The organism is Azospirillum sp. BE72, assembly GCF_031455875.1.
Lineage (GTDB): Bacteria > Pseudomonadota > Alphaproteobacteria > Azospirillales > Azospirillaceae > Azospirillum.
In genome coordinates this window covers 119,493-137,368 of sequence record NZ_JAVDTO010000014.1, presented here as the reverse complement: position 1 = coordinate 137,368, position 17,876 = coordinate 119,493, and the positions used below count along the sequence as shown (strand labels likewise).

At 70.1% G+C, this 17,876-nt stretch carries 18 protein-coding genes; 11 read left to right on the top strand and 7 right to left on the bottom strand.

Annotated elements, in window-relative coordinates:
* Positions 1 to 86 precede the first annotated feature (86 nt).
* From J2Y49_RS25315 to J2Y49_RS25265, 11 genes are all read left to right on the top strand, one after another.
* Entirely contained in the window at positions 87 to 926 is an 840-nt protein-coding gene (locus J2Y49_RS25315) for a MotA/TolQ/ExbB proton channel family protein (protein ID WP_310117908.1), read from the top strand.
* A complete protein-coding gene (locus J2Y49_RS25310; RefSeq protein ID WP_310117906.1) occupies positions 913 to 1,824 on the top strand; it encodes an OmpA family protein in 912 nt (303 codons plus the stop codon). Before J2Y49_RS25315 ends, J2Y49_RS25310 begins: the two co-directional genes overlap by 14 nt.
* A gap of 274 nt (positions 1,825 to 2,098) precedes the next feature.
* Positions 2,099 to 3,559 carry a F0F1 ATP synthase subunit beta gene (gene atpD / locus J2Y49_RS25305; protein ID WP_310117905.1) on the top strand — a complete coding sequence of 487 codons (1,461 nt, stop codon included), beginning with the start codon at positions 2,099 to 2,101 and terminating at the stop codon, positions 3,557 to 3,559.
* Positions 3,560 to 3,711: 152 nt separating this feature from the next.
* Entirely contained in the window at positions 3,712 to 4,161 is a 450-nt protein-coding gene (locus tag J2Y49_RS25300) for a F0F1 ATP synthase subunit epsilon (protein ID WP_310117902.1), read from the top strand.
* Positions 4,158 to 4,436: an AtpZ/AtpI family protein gene (locus J2Y49_RS25295; protein WP_310117900.1), complete on the top strand. Its 279-nt coding sequence runs from the start codon at positions 4,158 to 4,160 to the stop codon at positions 4,434 to 4,436. Before J2Y49_RS25300 ends, J2Y49_RS25295 begins: the two co-directional genes overlap by 4 nt.
* Positions 4,437 to 4,440: 4 nt before the next feature.
* Positions 4,441 to 4,728, top strand: coding sequence for an ATP synthase subunit I (locus tag J2Y49_RS25290; protein ID WP_310117898.1), 288 nt, complete (start codon positions 4,441 to 4,443; stop codon positions 4,726 to 4,728).
* Positions 4,725 to 5,399 (top strand): F0F1 ATP synthase subunit A, encoded by a 675-nt coding sequence (locus J2Y49_RS25285; protein WP_310117896.1) that lies wholly within the window; start codon positions 4,725 to 4,727, stop codon positions 5,397 to 5,399. Before J2Y49_RS25290 ends, J2Y49_RS25285 begins: the two co-directional genes overlap by 4 nt.
* Before the next feature lie 5 nt (positions 5,400 to 5,404).
* Positions 5,405 to 5,644: a F0F1 ATP synthase subunit C gene (locus J2Y49_RS25280; RefSeq protein WP_014249776.1), complete on the top strand. Its 240-nt coding sequence runs from the start codon at positions 5,405 to 5,407 to the stop codon at positions 5,642 to 5,644.
* Between the two features lie 23 nt (positions 5,645 to 5,667).
* Complete coding sequence (locus J2Y49_RS25275; RefSeq protein WP_310117892.1) at positions 5,668 to 6,447, top strand: hypothetical protein; 780 nt, start codon at positions 5,668 to 5,670, stop codon at positions 6,445 to 6,447.
* Positions 6,410 to 7,939: a F0F1 ATP synthase subunit alpha gene (locus tag J2Y49_RS25270; protein WP_310117890.1), complete on the top strand. Its 1,530-nt coding sequence runs from the start codon at positions 6,410 to 6,412 to the stop codon at positions 7,937 to 7,939. The genes J2Y49_RS25275 and J2Y49_RS25270 overlap by 38 nt, the downstream gene beginning before the upstream one ends.
* Positions 7,936 to 8,775, top strand: a complete 840-nt coding sequence (locus J2Y49_RS25265) for a FoF1 ATP synthase subunit gamma (RefSeq protein WP_310117889.1) — start codon at positions 7,936 to 7,938, stop codon at positions 8,773 to 8,775. The genes J2Y49_RS25270 and J2Y49_RS25265 overlap by 4 nt, the downstream gene beginning before the upstream one ends.
* A gap of 49 nt (positions 8,776 to 8,824) precedes the next feature.
* Here the strand turns inward: J2Y49_RS25265 and xdhC are convergent, their stop codons facing one another.
* From xdhC to J2Y49_RS25230, 7 genes are all read right to left on the bottom strand, one after another.
* On the bottom strand, positions 8,825 to 9,784 hold the full coding sequence (xdhC, locus tag J2Y49_RS25260; RefSeq protein ID WP_310117887.1) for a xanthine dehydrogenase accessory protein XdhC: 960 nt from the start codon (positions 9,782 to 9,784) through the stop codon (positions 8,825 to 8,827).
* Positions 9,781 to 12,174, bottom strand: a complete 2,394-nt coding sequence (gene xdhB, locus J2Y49_RS25255) for a xanthine dehydrogenase molybdopterin binding subunit (RefSeq protein WP_310117886.1) — start codon at positions 12,172 to 12,174, stop codon at positions 9,781 to 9,783. The genes xdhC and xdhB overlap by 4 nt, the downstream gene beginning before the upstream one ends.
* Positions 12,167 to 13,639 (bottom strand): xanthine dehydrogenase small subunit, encoded by a 1,473-nt coding sequence (gene xdhA, locus J2Y49_RS25250; RefSeq protein ID WP_310117884.1) that lies wholly within the window; start codon positions 13,637 to 13,639, stop codon positions 12,167 to 12,169. Before xdhA ends, xdhB begins: the two co-directional genes overlap by 8 nt.
* 125 nt (positions 13,640 to 13,764) lie before the next feature.
* Positions 13,765 to 14,424: a hypothetical protein gene (locus tag J2Y49_RS25245; protein ID WP_310117881.1), complete on the bottom strand. Its 660-nt coding sequence runs from the start codon at positions 14,422 to 14,424 to the stop codon at positions 13,765 to 13,767.
* A gap of 61 nt (positions 14,425 to 14,485) precedes the next feature.
* The gene (gene cydB / locus J2Y49_RS25240; RefSeq protein WP_310117879.1) at positions 14,486 to 15,505 is read right to left on the bottom strand and encodes a cytochrome d ubiquinol oxidase subunit II; all 1,020 of its coding nucleotides are present in this window, start codon (positions 15,503 to 15,505) and stop codon (positions 14,486 to 14,488) included.
* A 5-nt stretch (positions 15,506 to 15,510) separates the two neighbouring features.
* Entirely contained in the window at positions 15,511 to 16,908 is a 1,398-nt protein-coding gene (locus tag J2Y49_RS25235) for a cytochrome ubiquinol oxidase subunit I (RefSeq protein ID WP_310117877.1), read from the bottom strand.
* Between the two features lie 177 nt (positions 16,909 to 17,085).
* The gene (locus tag J2Y49_RS25230) at positions 17,086 to 17,712 is read right to left on the bottom strand and encodes a MarC family protein (RefSeq protein ID WP_310117876.1); all 627 of its coding nucleotides are present in this window, start codon (positions 17,710 to 17,712) and stop codon (positions 17,086 to 17,088) included.
* Positions 17,713 to 17,876: the final 164 nt, after the last annotated feature.

Sequence of the window (17,876 nt, the reverse complement as noted above, 5' to 3'; positions counted from 1 at the left end):
AACCCAGCCCCCACCGCCCCCCGGTTGACAGCCGGTCATTACGGGTTCCTAATAGTTAAAATGCCAATGAACGATGAAGGCGTCGGATGTCCATCCAAACGCCCGGCCAAGCTCCCGCCAAGCCCGCACCCTCTGCGGCGCCCTCCGGTTCCGCCCGCCTGCTGAATGCGACGGCCATCGGCCTTTTCGGTGCGGTCGGCCTGCTGTCCTACATCGGCCTCGGCCATGGGATGGAGGCTCTGTGGAACCCGACCGGCGCCGTCATCATCGCCGGCGGCATCGCCGTTTCCGCCCTGATGGCCTTCCGGGCGAGCGAGCTGCGCGCCGCCCTCGCCGCCCTCCGCACCATCTTCCGGGACGACGAGTCCATCGCCACCGACATCGCGGAACTGGTTGCCTTCGCCCGGCTCTACCAGCGCGGCCAGATCCAGCGGGCGGAGGAGCAGGGGACCAGGGCCGGCAGCCCGTTCCTGCGGCTGGGGCTTCAGCTGATCGCGGACGGCACGCCGGTCAACGATATCCTGCATGTGATGAACTGGCGCATCCAGAAGCTGATCGAACGGGAATCGGTGCAATCGCGCCTGTTCCGCACGCTGGCCGGCCTCGCACCCGCCTTCGGGCTGCTGGCGACGCTGGTCGGACTGATCGGCATGATGGCGCAGCTGGGCACCGCCACCATCGCCCAGGTGGGCGAGCACATGTCGGTCGCGCTGGTGGCGACGCTCTATGGCGTCGTGCTGGCCAACCTCGTCTTCAAGCCGATCGCCATCAAGCTGGAACAGCGCACCGCCCGGCGGGTGGCGATGCTGAACGTGCTGCTGGAGGGCATCATCCTGGTGCGGCTCGGCCGCTCGCCGACGGTGATCGCCGACGCGCTGGCCGAGTTCGTGCGCGAGCGCGGGGACGAACTCCATGGCACCTCGTGACGACAGGCCCGCGAACGGCGGTCCCACGCCGGATGACGCGGGGGATCTCGCCTCTCCGACCTGGGCGACCAGCTTTGGGGATGGTGGCGGGGCCGGCAACGGCATGCCGCAGGCCGGCGCGGAGGAGGATCAGGAGATCTGGCTGCTCAGCTACTCCGATCTGGTCACGCTGCTGCTGTCGGTGTTCGTCATGCTGCTGGCGATCACCAGCCTGAAGGACCAGCTGCCGACCACGCCCCAGCCGGAAACTCCGGCATTGTCGCAGCCGGCCACGCTTCCCGCACCCCGGCCGCTCCCGCCCCTCTTCGACGAACCGGCCCCGCAAGCCGAGCCTGCGCCGGCAGCCGATGCCGCGCCGCCCGATCCGCGGCCGCGCCTGGACGACGGCGAGGTGGCGGTGACGGCGCCCGACCGGGTGGCGGAGCGCTGGCGCGAGACGCTGGCGGGATTGGGCGTGCCGCGCAGCGTGGCGGTCGACGTGCGGCAGAACCGGGTCGGCATCGTCATCGGCGAAGGCATCCTCTTCGCTCCCGGACAGGCGGAGCTGACGCCGGGCGGCGACGGGCTGCTGCGCCGGCTGGCCCCGACGCTGGCGGCCACCCGTGGCGACATCGTGGTGGAGGGGCATACCGATCCCACACCGATCGGCAACCGCCGCTTCCCCTCCAACTGGGAGCTGTCGGGCGGCCGGGCGGCCAGCGTGGTGCGGCGGCTGATCGAGCTGGGGGTTGCGCCGGACCGGCTGTCGGCAGTGGGCTTCGCCGATACCAGGCCGCTCTCCACCGGCAGCGATCCGGCATCGATGGCGCGCAACCGCCGCGTCGCCATCACCATCCAGGCCGACGGCCTTCCGGAGGACATCCCGGCGGGACAGGAGCCAGGCCGGGCGATTCCATAGGGGCAGGGTTTGATTTGACGCAATGCCGCAACGCAACGAAGGGGGCTATGCTGGGATCCGGTGGTCGATCTGGTTGACGCATTGCCCTCCACCCCCCACGGCGCCGCCCCACGGGAGAAATCCACGGGAGCATCCAGGCGCCCCTTCCCCCGCCCGCCGGGGGAAGGCCGGGTGGGGCCTCGATGCAGTAGCACCGCCGCAGCAGTGCCGGGGCACTGCCGTAACCGCCACCATCCTGCACGGTTCCCGTTCCGCCCAATCGGCCGGAGTGACCATGTCCGTTCAAACCTCCGCGCGACCGTCCGCCGATCCACCTGCCGCCCCGGAATCCGACTCGGCTCCGGGCCGGGTCGTCGCGGTCCGTGGCTCCGTCATCGACATCCGCTTTCCCGAAACGGCACTGCCGCCGCTGTTCGACGCGGTGGAAATCCTGTGGGACGGTCCCGAGCGGCTGGTGGCGGAGGTACAGAGCCATCTCGACGCCGCCACCGTCCGCGCCATCGCGTTGCAGGGCACCTCCGGCCTGCGGCGGGGCACGCCGGCCCGCTCCACCGGCGGCCCGCTGACCGCCCCGGTGGGCGAGGCGGTGCTGGGGCGGCTGATCGACGTCATGGGGCTGGCGCGCGACGACGGTCCGGAACTGCCGCCCGACACGCCGCGCGCGCCGATCCACCGCCCTCCGCCTCCGCTGGCCCGGCGCAGCCCGCGCCGCGACCTGATGGAGACAGGCATCAAGGTGATCGACCTGCTGGCCCCGCTGGCCCGCGGCGGCAAGGCCGCGATGTTCGGCGGCGCCGGGGTCGGCAAGACCGTGCTGGTGATGGAGCTGATCCGCAAGATGGTGGAGCGCCACACCGGCATCTCCGTCTTCGCCGGCATCGGCGAGCGCTCCCGCGAGGGGCAGGAGTTGTGGGAGGAGATGAAGCGCTCCGGCGTGCTCGACCGCACCGCGCTCGTCTTCGGACAGATGAACGAGCCGCCGGGCGCCCGCTGGCGCGTCGGCCTGACCGCGCTGACCATCGCCGAGCATTTCCGCGACGAGGAACGGCGCGACGTGCTCCTGCTGATGGACAACATCTTCCGCTTCGTCCAGGCCGGCGCGGAAGTGTCGGGGCTGCTGGGCCGCCTGCCGTCGCGCGTCGGCTACCAGCCCACCCTGGCCAGCGAGATCGCCGAGCTTGAAGAGCGGGTGGCCTCCACCCCCGGCGCGGTGGTGACGGCGATCCAGGCGGTCTATGTCCCGGCCGACGACTTCACCGATCCCGCGGTGGCGGAGCTGTTCAGCCATCTCGACAGCTCCATCGTGCTGTCGCGCGCCATGGCGGCGGAGGGGCTCTATCCGGCGGTGGATCCGCTGAGTTCCACTTCCAGCCTGCTCGACCCGCTGGTGGTGGGGGAGGCGCATTACCGGCTGGCGGAGGATGTGCGCAAGACCATCGCCCATTACCGCGAACTGCAGGACGTCATCGCATTGCTGGGCATGGAGGAGCTGAGCGCCGCCGACCGTCTGGCCGTGCGCCGCGCCCGCCGCCTGCAGCGCTTCCTGACCCAGCCCTTCCTGGTGACCGAGTCCTTCACCGGCCATGGCGGCGTCAGCGTGCCGCTGGAGGAGACGCTGAAGGGCTGCCGCGCCATCCTGGACGGCGAGGGCGACGACTGGGCCGAAAGCGCCTTCTTCATGACCGGCACCCTGGATCAGGTGCGCGAGCGCGACCGCGCCGGGAGGGTGGGATGAGCGAAAATCCGGGGACATCCCCCTCCCCCGCCCAGCGGGGGAGGGTCGGGGTGGGGGCAAGCGCCGGCGCGGCCGAAAACATCCAAGCTGTGGCACCCCCTCACCCTAACCCTCTCCCCGGGGGGGAGAGGGGACTCAAGCGTGCGCGAGAGTTGTCCCTCATCGTCACCGCCCCCACCTCCGTCGCCGCGCAGCTCACCGGCCTCCGTCACCTCCGGGCGGAGGATGCCAGCGGCGCCTTCGGCATCTGGCCCGGCCATGCCGACCTGCTGACCGCCCTGGCGATCTCCGTCATCAGCTGGCGCGACGCCGACGGGCGGGAGGGGCATTGCGCCGTGCGCGGCGGGGTGCTGACCATCCGCGACGGCGCCCGGATCGCCGTGGCGACGCGCGAGGCGGCGGTCGGCGACGACCTGCACGCCCTGGAACGCGACGTGCTCGCCCGCTTCCGCCGCGACCGGGAGGAGGAGGGGGAGGCGCGCAGCGGCGCCCGCCGCATGCATCTGGCCGCGATCCGCCATATCCTGGCCTATCTGCGTCCCGACCGCCGGCCCTCCGGCCCCTTCGCCCCCACTCCCGACGGCGGGGAGGAGGCGCCATGAGCGACGACAAGAATCCGCTTCCCGGCAGCGTCCGCCGCCGCCGCGAACGGCGGGAGCGCTGGGCCCGCGAGGGCGAACGGCCGATGGGCCGCAACCTCGCCCTGATCGGCGCGCTGGGCTGGCTGGTGATCGTGCCGACGCTGGCCGGCCTGTTCGCCGGGCGCTGGCTCGACGAACGGGCGGGCGGCGGGATTTTCTGGACGGCGGCGCTGCTGTTCGCGGGCGTGGTGCTTGGCGGATGGCTCGCCTGGAACCGTATCGAGCAGGAGCGTTGACGTGATGACCGCCCCCTATCTTCTTCCCATCCTGACCGGGGCGCTGGCAGGGCTGGCGTTGGGAATCCTGTTCTTCCGCGGTCTGGCGGCGACCGCCCGGCTCTATGTGTCGGGCGGTATCCAGCGCGCGGTTCCGCTCTATCTGCTGCGGCTGGCATGCGCCACCGCCGGCTTCACCATCGCCGCCCTGTGGGGTGGGGCGGAAGCGCTGCTGGCGATGCTGGCCGGATTCCAACTCGCCCGCAGCCTCGTGGTCCGGCGCGAAAAGCGGGCGGAGGCGGGAACGCCATGACGGACTCGCCCCTGACGACGCCGGTTGTGTTTCTGCTGGGTCCGGTCCCGGTCACGCTGCCGGTCGTCGTCACCTGGGGACTGATGGCGGCGATGGCGCTGGGCTCCGTCCTGGCGACGCGGCGCCTGCGGGTGGAGCGGCCCGGCCGCGTCCAGACCGTGCTGGAGCTGGTGGTTGAGACCCTGCGCCGGCAGATCGCCGAGACGATGCAGGCCGACGCCACGCCCTTCCTGCCGCTCCTGGGCACGCTGTTCCTCTATCTGGCGGTCGCCAACCTGTCCGGGCTGGTGCCGGGGCTGAAGGCGCCGACCGCCTTTCTGGAGACGGCGGCGGCGCTGGCGCTGGTCGTTCTGCTGGCGTCGCAGGCGCTGGGCATCCGCCGGCGCGGCCTGTGGCCCTACCTGAAGGGCTTCGCCCACCCCACCCCGCTGCTGCTGCCGTTGAACATCCTGTCGGAACTGACGCGCGCCTTCTCGCTGTCGGTCCGACTGTTCGGCAACGTGATGAGCGGGGAATTCGTCATCGCCATCGTGCTGTCGCTGGCCGGCCTGTTCGTGCCGGTGCCGCTGATGGCGCTGGAACTGCTGCTGGGCCTCGTGCAGGCGTACATCTTCACCGTGCTGGCCGCGGTCTTCATCGGCGGCGCGGTCGGAACCATAGAAAAGGGATAGGAATCATGGATGTCCATTCGATCAGCATCCTCGGTGCCGCGCTGGCCGTCTCGGTCGGGGCCATCGGGCCGGCCCTGGCGGAGGGACGCGCCGTCGCCGCCGCGATGGAGGCCATCGCCCGCCAGCCGGAAGCCGCCAACACCCTGTCGCGCACCCTGTTCGTCGGTCTGGCGATGATCGAGACGATGGCGATCTACTGCCTCGTCGTGGCGCTGCTGCTGCTGTTCGCCAACCCCTTCGCCTGACCGCGGCAATTCCGGAGCCCGTCATGCATATCGACGGTTGGACGATTCTGCTCCAGGCGGTCAATTTCCTGATCCTGGTCTGGCTTCTGCGCCGCTTCCTCTACCGCCCCGTCCTGGCGGTGATCGCCGAGCGGCAGGCCGCCACCGAGCGAGTCCGCACCGAGGCGGAGGCCGCGCGCCAAGCCGCCGAAGCCGCACGCCGAAGCCTGGAGGACCAGCGCGCAACCCTGCCGGCCGAGCGCGACCGCCTGATCGCCGCCGCCCGCGCCGAGGCGGAGTCCGAACGCGCCGCCCTGCTCGACCGGGCGCGGGGCGAGGCCGACCATGCGCTGGAGGAGGCGCGCGCCCGGCTGGCCGAGGAGCGGGCGCAGGCGCTGGGCGCCTTGCAACGCCACGCCGCCGATCTCGGCACCCAGCTGGCGACCCGCCTGCTGCGCGACGCTCCGGCACGCGCCCTGACCCGCCCCCTGCTGGAGGAGGCCTGCGCGGCGGTGGAGTCGCTGACTGCCGCCCAGCGTCATGCCCTGGCGGACGGGGCAGAGTCGGTGCCGGTGCCGGTGCGTCTCGCCGCGGCCGGCCCGCTGCCGGACGAGGACGCCGCCCATGCCCGCGATCGGCTGGCGGCGGCATTGGACCGGCCGGTGGCGCTGGATCTCACCGAGGATCCGTCGCTGATCGCCGGGGTGGAGCTGCATTTCGCCCACAGCGTCGTCCGCCGCAGCTGGAAACAGACGCTGGCCGAGGCGAAGGAGGAGATGACCCGTCATGACTCCGCAAGAACCGATGCCGACCCCGTCGCTTGAGGACGCGCTCGACGCCTGGATGCCGGGCGCACTGCGCCGAGTGGACGGGCTGGATACCACTGCGCGGCTGGAATCGGTCGGGCGGGTGGAGTCGGTCGGCGACGGCATCGCCCATGTCTCCGGCCTGCCCGATGTGCGGGTGGACGAGTTGCTGCTGTTCCCCGGCGGGGTCGCCGGGCTCGCCATGGATCTGGATGACCGGATCGGCTGCGTCCTGCTGGGCGACGCCACGCGGGTCGCCGCCGGCGGCACCGTCCACGGGACCGGAACGGTCCTGCGCGTGCCGGTCGGCGATAGGCTGATGGGGCGGGTGGTCGATCCGCTCGGCACCCCGCTGGACGACGGTCCGCCCATCGAGGCCGACGGGTGGGAGCCGGTGGAACGCCCCGCCCCGACCATCGCCGAGCGCGCGGCGGTGTCAGAACCGCTGCTGACCGGCACCGCGGTGATCGACGCCATGTTTCCGCTCGGCCGCGGCCAGCGCGAGCTGCTGATCGGCGACCGCGCCACCGGCAAGACCGCCATCGCGGTGGACGCCATCCTCAACCAGACCGACGGCGACGTGTTCTGCGTCTATGTCGCCATCGGGCAGAAGGCGTCCGGCGTGCGTGCGGCGATCGAGGCGGTGCGCCAGGGCGGCGCCGCGGCGCGCACCCTGTTCGTCATCGCCGCCGCCGATTCCGCCCCCGGCCTGCAATGGCTGGCGCCCTATGCCGGCTTCACCATGGCCGAGCATTTCCGCGACAGCGGCCGCCACGCCCTGGTGATCGTCGACGACCTGACCAAGCATGCGGCGGTCCACCGGCAGCTCTCGCTCCTGCTGCGCCGCCCGCCGGGGCGGGAGGCCTATCCGGGCGACGTCTTCTACCTGCACAGCCGCCTGCTGGAACGGGCGGCCAAGCTGACGCCCGCCAAGGGCGGCGGGTCGCTGACCGCGCTGCCCATCGCCGAGACGCAGGGCGGCAACCTGTCTGCCTACATCCCGACCAACCTGATCTCCATCACCGACGGACAGGTCTGCCTCGACGCCAAGCTGTTCTACGAGGGACAGAAGCCGGCGGTGGACATCGGCCGCAGCGTGTCGCGCGTCGGCGGCAAGGCCCAGCCGCCGGCCCTGCGCACCCTGGCGGAACCGCTGCGGCTCGACTACGCCCAGTTCCTGGAGCTGGAGGTCTTCACCCGCTTCGGCGGACTGGTGGACGAGCGGACGCGCAAGGCGGTGGAGCATGGCCGGCGCATGCGGACCCTGCTGGCGCAACGGCACCTGTCGCCCCGCCCGCTGGCGGTCCAGGCGGCGCAGCTTCTGGCACTGGCCGACGGCACGCTGGACGGGCTGCCGCTGGAGGCGATGCCGCGTTTCCAGGCGGCACTGGCGGGTCTTGTCGCCGCCCACCCGCCGCGGATCGGCGAGACGCTGGACGACGCCACCAAGGCGGCGCTGCGCGACCTGATTGCGCAAGCTGCATCGGGCTTGACCGGAGCGGCACCATGACCGAACGGCTGGCGGAGGTCGAGGCACGGCGGGCCAGCGTGCAGGATCTGGAGGCGGTGACCGACGTCATGCGCTCGCTCGCCGCCATGCGGCTGCAACAGGCGCTCGGCACGCTGGCCGGCACCCGCGCCTATGCCGAGGTGATCGCCGGGGCGCTGGCCCAGGCCGCGGCCTTGCTGGACGATGCGCCGCCGCAATGGCCCGTCAACGGACACGGCCATTGCGCGTGGGTGCTGTTCGCGCCGGAGCACGGCTTCGTCGGCGCCTTCGCCGAAAAGCTGGTCGATGCGGCGCTGGCGGCACCGCCGGGCTGCGCATTGTGGGTGGCGGGGTCGCGCGGCGCCGCCCTGCTGGAGGAACGCGGCCGTCCGCCGGCCTGGAGCACGGCGATGGCGACCAACACCGACGCCGTCACCACCACCGCGCGGCGCATCGCCGAGGCGCTCTACCTCGCGGCGGCGGACGGGCGGCTGGGCCGGGTGGAGCTGCTCTACGGCCGGACAAATGCAGGCGCGCCGCCGGAACTGGTGCGCCGCCCCCTGCTGCCGCTCGGCCTGCCGCATGACGGCGCCCGGACGGTGCCGCCGCTGATCAACATGCCGCCCCGCGACCTGATCGCCCGGCTGGTGGACGAGTATGTCTTCGCCCTGCTGGCCGACGCCGCGATGGAGAGCTTCGCCGCCGAGAACGCCGCGCGCCTCTCCACCATGATGACGGCCCGCCACAACATCGAAACCACGCTGGACGAACTGACCGCCACGGCGCGCCACCTGCGCCAGGAACAGGTTACGAATGAACTGATCGAACTGGTGTCGGGAGCCGAGGCGATGGGGTGAGGAAAATGCCCTCTCCCGCTAGAATCCCTTCTCCCCCCTGGGGAGAAGGTTAGGATGAGGGGGTTCGGCGCAGCCGAAGAAATCCTCGAAGCGGTCCCCCCTCACCCCGACCCTCTCCCCGCTTTCGGCGGACCGGAGGTCGGCCTGTCGCGTCAGCGCAAACGAAGTTTGCGCGTGAGCGGGGGGAGAGGGAGGTTTGGGCGGGTTTCGCAAACGCCACCAGCAGTTCCGCCGCCACCAGGGCCGCGATCACCTCCGGCCGCTTGTCGCCGGTCAGCGCCGCACCGATGGGGCAGGTCAGCTCCTCCAGCGCGTGCACGTCCCGCCCGCGCGCCCTGAACCAGCGTTCGAACTTCGCGCGTTTCGTCGCCGAACCGATCATGCCGACATAAGCGGCGTCGCCCCGGCGCAGCGCCGCCTCGGCGATCTCGAAGTCCAGCGCGTGGCTGTGGGTCAGCACCAGATAACCGGCCCCGGCCGGTGCCCCCGCCAGCGGATCGAGCGGGCTGTCGGTCAGGATGCGCTCCACGCCCGCGGGTATCGTCTCGGGGAACTCCTGCGCCCGGCCGTCGATCCACTGCAGGCGCAGCGGCAGCGGGGCGAAGGCCGTCGCCATGGCCCGTCCGACATGCCCGGCCCCGAACAGCAGCAGGGTCGGCCGCGCGTCCAGCGCCCGGCGCTCCCGTTCCTGCAACGCGGCCACGGTGCCGCCGTCGGCCCGCTCCAGCCGCAGCACGACATGCCCGCCGCAGCACTGGCCGGTCGCCGGCCCCAGGGCCAGGTCGAGCGTCTCGGCGGCGGTGCCGTCCTCCAGCATCCGCCGCGCGGTGGCGATGGCGGTCCATTCCAGCCGTCCGCCGCCTACGGTGCCGGCGCAGGCCCCCCGCCCCACCAGCATGCCGGCCCCCTCCTCCCGCGGGGTGGAGCCGCGCGCCTCGGCGACAGTGACGAGCACGGCGGGGGCGCCTTGGGACAGCCAGTCGGAGAGGGTGATGGAGAGGGAGGTCATTGTTGGGGCGAAGCCGCCGCCCGCTCCCGCAGCGCCGCGATGCACGTCAACACCCGCTCCGGCGTGGCCGGCGCGTCCAGCTTCGGACACACCCGGTGCCCGGCGACGCTCGCCACCGCGTCGGACAGTGCGTGGAACACCGACATGCCCAGCATGAATGGCGGCTCGCCCACCGCCTTGGAGCGGAAGATGGTGTCCTCGCGGTTCGGCGCATTCTCCAGCAGCGCGACGTTGAAGATGCGGGGGCGGTCAGAGCAGGCCGGGATTTTGTAGGTGCTGGGCGCGTGGGTGCGCAGGCGGCCCTGCCCGTCCCACCACAGTTCCTCCATGGTCAGCCAGCCCATGCCCTGGACGAAGCCGCCTTCGATCTGCCCCCTGTCGATTGCCGGGTTCAGCGAGCGGCCGCAGTCATGCAGGATGTCCACCCGGTCGACGACATACTCGCCGGTCAGCGTGTCCACCGTCACCTCGGCGCAGGCCGCGCCATAAGCGAAGTAATAGAAAGGCGTGCCGCGCCCCGCCGCGCGGTCCCAATGGATCTTCGGCGTCTTGTAGAAGCCGGTGGCCGACAGTTGCACCCGCGCCATATAGGCGGCACGCACCAGATCGGCAAAGCTCATGTCCTGGTCGCCGACCACCACCCGGTTGCGCTCGAACCGCACCGCTTCCGGCGCGACGCCCCACTTGTCCGCCGCGAAGGCGACCAGCCTCTCCCTGATGGTGCGGGCCGCCGCCTGCGCCGCCTTGCCGTTCAGGTCGGAGCCCGACGACGCCGCGGTGGCGGACGTGTTGGGCACCTTGCCGGTGCTGGTGGCGGTCGCGCGGATGGTGGAGATGTCGACCTGGAACTCCTCCGCCACCACCTGGGCGACCTTGGTGTAGAGCCCCTGCCCCATTTCGATCCCGCCATGGTTCAGCTGGATGCTGCCGTCGGTGTAGACATGGACCAGCGCGCCGGCCTGATTGTAATGGCTGGCGGTGAAGGAGATACCGAACTTCACCGGCGTCAGCGCCAGCCCCTTGCGCAGGATGCGGCTCTTGGCGTTGAAGGCGCGGATCTCCTCCCGCCGCGCCCAATAGCCGCTGCTGTCCTCAAGCTGCGCGATCAACTCCGGCAGGATGTTGTCGGTGACGGTCTGGTGATAGGGCGTCAGGTTGCGGCCGTCCCTCTCGGGATCGCTGCCGTAGAAGTTCCGCTTGCGGATCTCCAGCGGGTCCTTGCCCAGCGCGAAGGCGATCTCGTCGATCACCCGCTCCGCCGCGACCATGCCCTGCGGGCCGCCGAAGCCGCGGAAGGCGGTGTTGGACACCGTGTTGGTCTTCAGCGGCAGCGATTCCAGCCGCGCCGCCGGATAGAAATAGCCGTTGTCGGCATGGAACAGCGCACGGTCGGTCACCGGCCCCGACAGGTCGGCGGCATAGCCGGCCCGTGCGGCGAACAGCATGTCCACGCCCTGGATCATCCCGCTGTCGTCGAAGCCGACGCGATAGTCGATCTCGAAATCATGGCGCTTGCCGGTGATCTGGAAATCGTCGTCGCGGTCGGGGCGCAGCTTGGCGGCGCGGCCGGTGCACCTGGCGACCAGGGCGGTGCAGGCGGCGAACAGGTTCGATTGCGTCTCCTTGCCGCCGAAGCCGCCGCCCATCCGCCGCACCTCCACCGTCACCGCGGCGTCCGGCACGTCCAGAATATGGGCGACGATGTGCTGCACCTCCGTCGGGTGCTGGGTGGAGACATGGATCAGCACCTCCTGGTCCTCGCCCGGCACCGCCATGGCGATCTGGCTTTCCAGATAGAAATGCTCCTGCCCGCCGATGGCGAGCCTTCCCTCCACGCGATGCTCAGCCTCGGCCAGCGCCGCATCGGCGTCGCCGACCCGCAGCGTCATCGGCGGAGTGACCAGCGTCCGCTCGCCGTCGCGGGCGGCGGCGATGGTGAGGACGGCGGGCAGTTCCTCATACTCGACCACCGCCAGCTTGGCGGCGCGGCGGGCCTGATCGCGGGTTTCGGCGGCGACGGCGAAGATCGGCTGGCCGACATGCTCGACCAGGGTCGAGGCGAACAGCGGCTCGTCATGCTTGCCCATGCAGCCGATGTCGTTCACCCCCGGCACGTCCTCGGCGGTGAAGACCGCCACCACGCCGGGAGCCTGCCTGACCGGCGACAGGTCGATGGAGCGGATGCGCGCATGCGCCCGGCTGCTGAGGCCAAGATAGACATGCAGCAACCCGGCCGGCTCGGCGATGTCGTCGACATAGACCGCTTCGCCGCTGACATGCTTGTGCGCGCTTTCATGCCGGCGGGAGTCATGGACGGCACCCTGGATGCGGTCCGGAGTGGCGGCGGGCGCGATGGGAGTCGTGACGTCAGGCGCCATGGAATCAGGCATGTGCAAGCCTCCGGTCGCCGACCAGGCGGGTGTCCGCCGCCGGGTCGCTGGTCTCGACATACAGCTTCATCAGCAAATTCTCGGCCACCATGGAGCGATAGCCCGCGCTGGCCCGCCAATCGCTCAGCGGCGTGTAGTCGCCGGCCAATGCGTCCATCGCCTGGGTCACGGTTTCTTCGGTCCAATGGCGGCCCAGCAGCACCGCTTCGGCCCCGCTGGCGCGTTTGGGCGTGCCGGCCATGCCGCCAAAGGCGATGCGGATGTCGGCCACCCTACCCTCGCCGTCCAGCGTCAGGCGGAAGGCGCCGCAGACGGCAGAGATGTCCTGGTCGAAGCGCTTGGCGATCTTGTAGGCACGGAACCGCACGCCCGCCGCCGGTTTGGGCAGGATCACCGCCTCGACGAATTCACCCTCGCGGCGGTCCTGCTTGCCGTATTCGATGAAGAAATCCTCCAGCGGCAGCTCGCGCGTCTCGCCGCCGCGGCGCAGCCGCAGGGTGGCGCCGCAGGCGATCAGCGCCGGCGGCGTGTCGCCGATGGGGGAGCCGTTGGCGATGTTGCCGCCGATGGTGCCCATGTTGCGCACCTGCTCCGCCCCGATGCGGCGGATCAGTTCGCCAAAATCAGGATAGAGCGCGGCGATCCGCTCTGCCGCGTCGCTGTAGGTCACGCCGGCCCCGATCACCAGCGCGTCGCCGCGATCCTCGATCCGCCGCAGGTCGCGGACCCGGCCGGTGTAGATCACCGTCGCCAGCACGCGCTGGAACTTGGTCACCCACAGCCCGACATCGGTCGCCCCCGCCACGATGGTGGCACCGGGATTGTCGAGCAGGAGTTGCGCCAGTTGCGGCACGGTGGCCGGCGCCAGGAAGCGGCGCCCACCGGCGCCGACGCTGAGGATTTCCTCGTCCCGCAGCGCCTTCAGCTTCTCCGCCATGGCATCCCGGTCGGCGAAATGGTCGGCATTCCGGTCGCCGATCCCGTACATGGCGTGGGCGGCGCGGACGATCGGCTCATAGCCGGTGCAGCGGCACAGGTTGCCGGCCAACGCGTCGTCGATCCGCTGCCCGTCGGGTCGGTCCTCGTTCAGGTAGAGCGCCAGCAGCGACATGACGAAGCCCGGCGTGCAGAATCCGCATTGCGAACCATGGCAATCGACCATCGCCTGCTGCACCGGATGCAGCGCGCCGTCCGGTCCCTTCAGATGCTCCACCGTCAGCAGCCGGCAGCCGTCCAGCGTGGCGAGGAAGCGGATGCAGGCGTTCACCGCCTCGTAACGCAGCGTGTCGCCGTCCAGCCGCCCGACCACCACCGTGCAGGCGCCGCAATCGCCCTCCGCACAGCCTTCCTTGGTGCCGACCCGCCGTTCCGACAGCCGCAGCCAGTCCAGCACCGTCAGGGTCGGATCGACCGCATCGATCTCCCGAAGCTCGTCGCCGAGATAGAAGCGGAGGCGCTGGCGCATGGCTGCTCCCGATGAACTGGTGACGATGTGACGCAGTATTTCACCGACGTCGACTCTGTCACCAGATCGGCAGCGCGGGAAAGAGTTTCAAATGATTTGCGAAGGAGCGGTTGGGGTTTGCCCTCTCACGCACTCCCCTCCGGCGTCATCGTCGCCAATCCGCCATCCGTCCGCACCGACGCCAGCGTCAGCGCATGCCAGTAGAGGTCCAGCAGCGCCGCCGGCATGCCGCCCTGCTCATGCCCTTCCATCGGCAGGACGGCGGCGGCGTGGGCCAGCGCCGCGGTGGCGGCGTTCGGGCTGCGCGACACCGCGTCGCCCAGCAGCCCCAGCGTCTGGCCCAGTGCCGCCGCGTCGAAGCGCAGAAGCGCCGGCGGCACGGTGATCTGCGCCTCTCCCCCGCGCAGCCGGCCGACGGCGATGTAGACATGCAGCAGGTCCGGCCGCTCCTCCGGCCGCAGCAGGGCGGCGACGATGCGGTTGCCGGTCAGCGGTCCGGTGCCGTCGAACTCGTACATGGTGGCGCGCTCGCCCTGGCGGGTGGCGGCGAGGCCGGCGAGGCGGGCGGTCAGCGGCTCCCCGGCCCGGCGGGCGGCCTCGTCGAACAGGGCGGGATGGCTGCCGCCCTCGCTCAGCACCACCAGCGGCGCGTCGGTCGCCGCGGCGGCAGCCAGCAGCCGGGCCACAACGGCGAAGGGGTCGCTTCCCACTTCATCCGGTCCGGTTTCCAGCAGGCCGGCGCCACGGCGCAGCATCGCCTCGGCAAAGCTGATGTCGATATCCATGGCCCCAACCTTTCGCTCGTCTCGAAACCCGGCTCGTTTTAGGACGGGGCGCCTCCTCCGCTCAATGGTAACCGAAGCTGCCCGTCACCTTTCCGCGGAACACCCAATAGGAGTAGGCGGTGTAGCCCAGGATCGACGGGATCAGGAAGGCCATGCCGACCAGCAGGAAGACCTGCGTCTCCGGCGGGCTGGCGGCCTCCCAGACGGTGACGCCGGGCGGGATCAGGTGCGGCCACAGGCTGATGGCGAGGCCGAGATAGGACAGGGCGAACAGCGCCATGGACAGCACGAAGGGCGCCACCTCCCGGCTGTTGTCGATGGCCCGCCACAGGGCGAAGGCCAGCACCGCCGTGACGATCGGCACCGGTGACAGGAAGATCATGTTCGGCATGGAGAACCAGCGCTCGGCGATCTGCGGCAGCAGGAAGGGCGTCCACAGGCTGACCGCCGCGACCCCCGCCAGCACCACCAGCATCAGCCGCCGCGCCATGCGATAGCACCAGTCCTGCAGCGGCCCGATGGTCCGCCAGATCAGCCACGTCGCCCCCAGCAGCGCATAGCCCACCACCAGCGCCGCCCCGCAGAACAGCGCGAAGGGGGAGAGCCAATGCAGCATGCCGCCGACGAACTGCCGCCCCTCCACCGGAATGCCCTGGATGAAGGAACCCAGGATCACCCCCTGCGCGAAGGTCGCCAACAGCGATCCGATGAAGAAGGAGCGGTTCCACCAATGCCGGCCCGCCCGCGCCTTGAACCGGAATTCGAACGCCACCCCGCGGAAGATCAACGCGATCAGCATGACCAGCAGCGGGATGTACATCGCCGGCAGAACCACGGCGTAGGCGATGGGAAAGGCGGCGAACAGCCCCGCCCCGCCCAGGACGAGCCAGGTCTCGTTGAAGTCCCAGACCGGCGCCACCGTGTTCATCATGGTGTCGCGGTCCTCCTCCGTCGGTGCGAACGGGTACAGGATGCCGATGCCGAGGTCGAAGCCGTCCATCAGCACATACATGAACACCGCGAAGCCGACGATCCCGACCCAGATCAGGGTCAGAATGCTTCCTTCCGCAATCTCCTGCATGGGGGTCACTCCGCGGGTTCGATGGATTGGTCGGCGGCGGACAGCGGCCGTTTGGGGCTCTGCGCCTCCGGCGGCTGCGGCGCGTCATGCACATGCGTCGGGCCGATGCGCAGCAGGCGGATCAGGTAATAGGTGCCGGCGCCATAGATGATGGTATAGGCGACGACGAAGGACAGCAGCGAGATCAGCGCCGCTTCCGTCGTCAGCGACGGCGTCACAGCATCGGCCGTGCGCAGATGGCCCTGGACGACCCAGGGCTGGCGCCCGATCTCGGTGGTGAACCAGCCGGCCAGGATGGCGATGAAGCCGATGGGCATGCAGCCGACCAGCACGCGGAAGAACCAGTCGCTGCCGTACAGCCGGCCGCGGAAGCGCAGCACCAGATGCACCACCGCCACCGCCAGCATCACGAAGCCGATGGCGACCATCAGGCGGAAGGTCCAGAAGATGATGCGCGGGTCCGGCCGCTCGTCCGCCGGGAACTGCTTCAGGCCGGGGACGCTGCCGTCGAAGTCGTGGGTCAGGATCAGGCTGGACAGCGCCGGGATGCCGATCTCCCAGTGGTTGGTTTCCTTCTCCACGTCGGGAATGCCGAACAGGATCAGCGGCGCGCGCGGTCCGCCCTCCCAGTTGCCTTCCATCGCGGCGATCTTCGCCGGCTGGTGCTCCAGCGTGTTCAACCCATGCTCGTCGCCCAGGAAGATTTGCAAGGGCGCCAGCACGGTGATCAGCGCCAGCGCCATGCTCAGACCCAGCTTCGCATGATCGAAATGGCGGCGCTTCAGAAGGTAGAAGGCGCTGATGCCGGCGACCACGAAGCTGGTCGTCAGGAACATCGCCGTCACCATATGGGCAAGGCGATAGGGGAAGGACGGGTTGAACACCACCTGCCACCAGTCGGTGACGAAATAGCGGCCGTCCCTGATTTCGAAGCCGGCCGGCGTGTGCATCCAGCTGTTGGCCGACAGGATCCAGAACGTGGACAGCAGCGTCCCCAGCGCCACGAGGCAGGCGGCCATCAGGTGGATGCCGCGCGGCACGCGGTCCCGCCCGAACAGCATGATGCCGAGGAAGGCGGCCTCCAGGAAGAAGGCGGTCACCACCTCGTACTGGATCAGCGGGCCCAGGACGTTGCCCACCGTGTCGGACCAGCGGCTCCAGTTGGTGCCGAACTGATAGGACATCACGATGCCGGACACCACGCCCAGGCCGAAGGACAGCGCGAAGATCCGCGTCCAGAATTCCGACAGGCTGCGGTAGATGCCCTTGCCGGTGCCCACCCACAGCGCTTCCAGCAGCGCGATCCAGCAGGCAAGTCCCACCGTAAAACTGGGAAAAAGGATGTGGAAGGAGATCGTGAACGCGAACTGAATCCGCGACAGGATCAATGGATCGAGTTCCATGGCCGCCGCCTCTTTTTGTTTGGGCGCGTGGAAACGCACACGCCGGGCAGGTGCCCGGCGCCGATGTGGCAAGAGGCGATGTAGAGTGAGCGACTGCCGCGGAAAGGGGACTAGTCTTTCAGGCTTAAACCCGACAGCACAAGGGATTGGCGGGACATACGGAGTGATTGGGGCCGGTCAGTGGGGCGGATAGACCGCGGTGATGCCGGAAATGATTGTCTGCGCCGCCAGTGCCGCCAGCACGATGCCCAGCACCCGGCTGACCGTGTGGATCACCGTGCGGCCCAGCAGCCGCCCGACCCGGTCGGCGCCCAGCAGGATCAGCGTCACCCCGCCGATCACCGTCGCCGCCGCCCCCAGCACGCTGACCTGTCCCGCCACCGTGCCCCCGGTGCGGTCCATCAGCAGCAGGATGGAGGTGATGGCGCCCGGCCCGGCGATCAGCGGCACCGCCAGGGGGAAGACCGCGATGTCGTGGGCGTCCTCGTCGGTCATCGCCTCGCCGGTGTCGCGCTCCTTCCGTTCGGAGCGTTTGGCGAACAGCATCTCGAAGGCGATCCAGAACAGCAGCGCCCCGCCGGCGATGCGGAAGGCTGGCATCTCGATCGACAGGGTCTGCAAGACGACCTTGCCGAAATAGGCGAAGAAGACCAGCACAACGAAGGCGATGGCGGTGCCGCGCAGCGCGATGATGCGCTTGTGGCGGTCTTCGAATCCGCGGGTCAGCGCGATGAACAGCGGCACCAGCCCGGGCGGATCGACGACGACGAAAAAGACGACGAGATTGCTGATGTAGTCCGACAAAGCCGGCTCCAGCCTTTTGTGATTGTGGATTGGAAGCACCAAATCATAAGCGTGACCGTGCAAGGTGTCACCCCTGGACCAGGCATATCCCCCTCTCCCCCCCGGGGAGAGGGTCGGGGTGAGGGGGATGCACTGCGTGACTATCCCGAGAATCCTCGCCGCGC

What these genes read in the sequence shown, in the direction of transcription:
- J2Y49_RS25315 (WP_310117908.1), top strand. Translation starts at nt 87, where the DNA reads ATGTCCATCCAAACGCCCGGCCAAGCTCCCGCCAAGCCCGCACCCTCT.
- J2Y49_RS25310 (WP_310117906.1), top strand. Translation starts at nt 913, where the DNA reads ATGGCACCTCGTGACGACAGGCCCGCGAACGGCGGTCCCACGCCGGAT.
- atpD (WP_310117905.1), top strand. Translation starts at nt 2,099, where the DNA reads ATGTCCGTTCAAACCTCCGCGCGACCGTCCGCCGATCCACCTGCCGCC.
- J2Y49_RS25295 (WP_310117900.1), top strand. Translation starts at nt 4,158, where the DNA reads ATGAGCGACGACAAGAATCCGCTTCCCGGCAGCGTCCGCCGCCGCCGC.
- J2Y49_RS25290 (WP_310117898.1), top strand. Translation starts at nt 4,441, where the DNA reads ATGACCGCCCCCTATCTTCTTCCCATCCTGACCGGGGCGCTGGCAGGG.
- J2Y49_RS25285 (WP_310117896.1), top strand. Translation starts at nt 4,725, where the DNA reads ATGACGGACTCGCCCCTGACGACGCCGGTTGTGTTTCTGCTGGGTCCG.
- J2Y49_RS25280 (WP_014249776.1), top strand. Translation starts at nt 5,405, where the DNA reads ATGGATGTCCATTCGATCAGCATCCTCGGTGCCGCGCTGGCCGTCTCG.
- J2Y49_RS25275 (WP_310117892.1), top strand. Translation starts at nt 5,668, where the DNA reads ATGCATATCGACGGTTGGACGATTCTGCTCCAGGCGGTCAATTTCCTG.
- J2Y49_RS25270 (WP_310117890.1), top strand. Translation starts at nt 6,410, where the DNA reads ATGACTCCGCAAGAACCGATGCCGACCCCGTCGCTTGAGGACGCGCTC.
- J2Y49_RS25265 (WP_310117889.1), top strand. Translation starts at nt 7,936, where the DNA reads ATGACCGAACGGCTGGCGGAGGTCGAGGCACGGCGGGCCAGCGTGCAG.
- xdhC (WP_310117887.1), bottom strand. Translation starts at nt 9,784, where the DNA reads ATGACCTCCCTCTCCATCACCCTCTCCGACTGGCTGTCCCAAGGCGCC.
- xdhB (WP_310117886.1), bottom strand. Translation starts at nt 12,174, where the DNA reads ATGCCTGATTCCATGGCGCCTGACGTCACGACTCCCATCGCGCCCGCC.
- xdhA (WP_310117884.1), bottom strand. Translation starts at nt 13,639, where the DNA reads ATGCGCCAGCGCCTCCGCTTCTATCTCGGCGACGAGCTTCGGGAGATC.
- J2Y49_RS25245 (WP_310117881.1), bottom strand. Translation starts at nt 14,424, where the DNA reads ATGGATATCGACATCAGCTTTGCCGAGGCGATGCTGCGCCGTGGCGCC.
- cydB (WP_310117879.1), bottom strand. Translation starts at nt 15,505, where the DNA reads ATGCAGGAGATTGCGGAAGGAAGCATTCTGACCCTGATCTGGGTCGGG.
- J2Y49_RS25235 (WP_310117877.1), bottom strand. Translation starts at nt 16,908, where the DNA reads ATGGAACTCGATCCATTGATCCTGTCGCGGATTCAGTTCGCGTTCACG.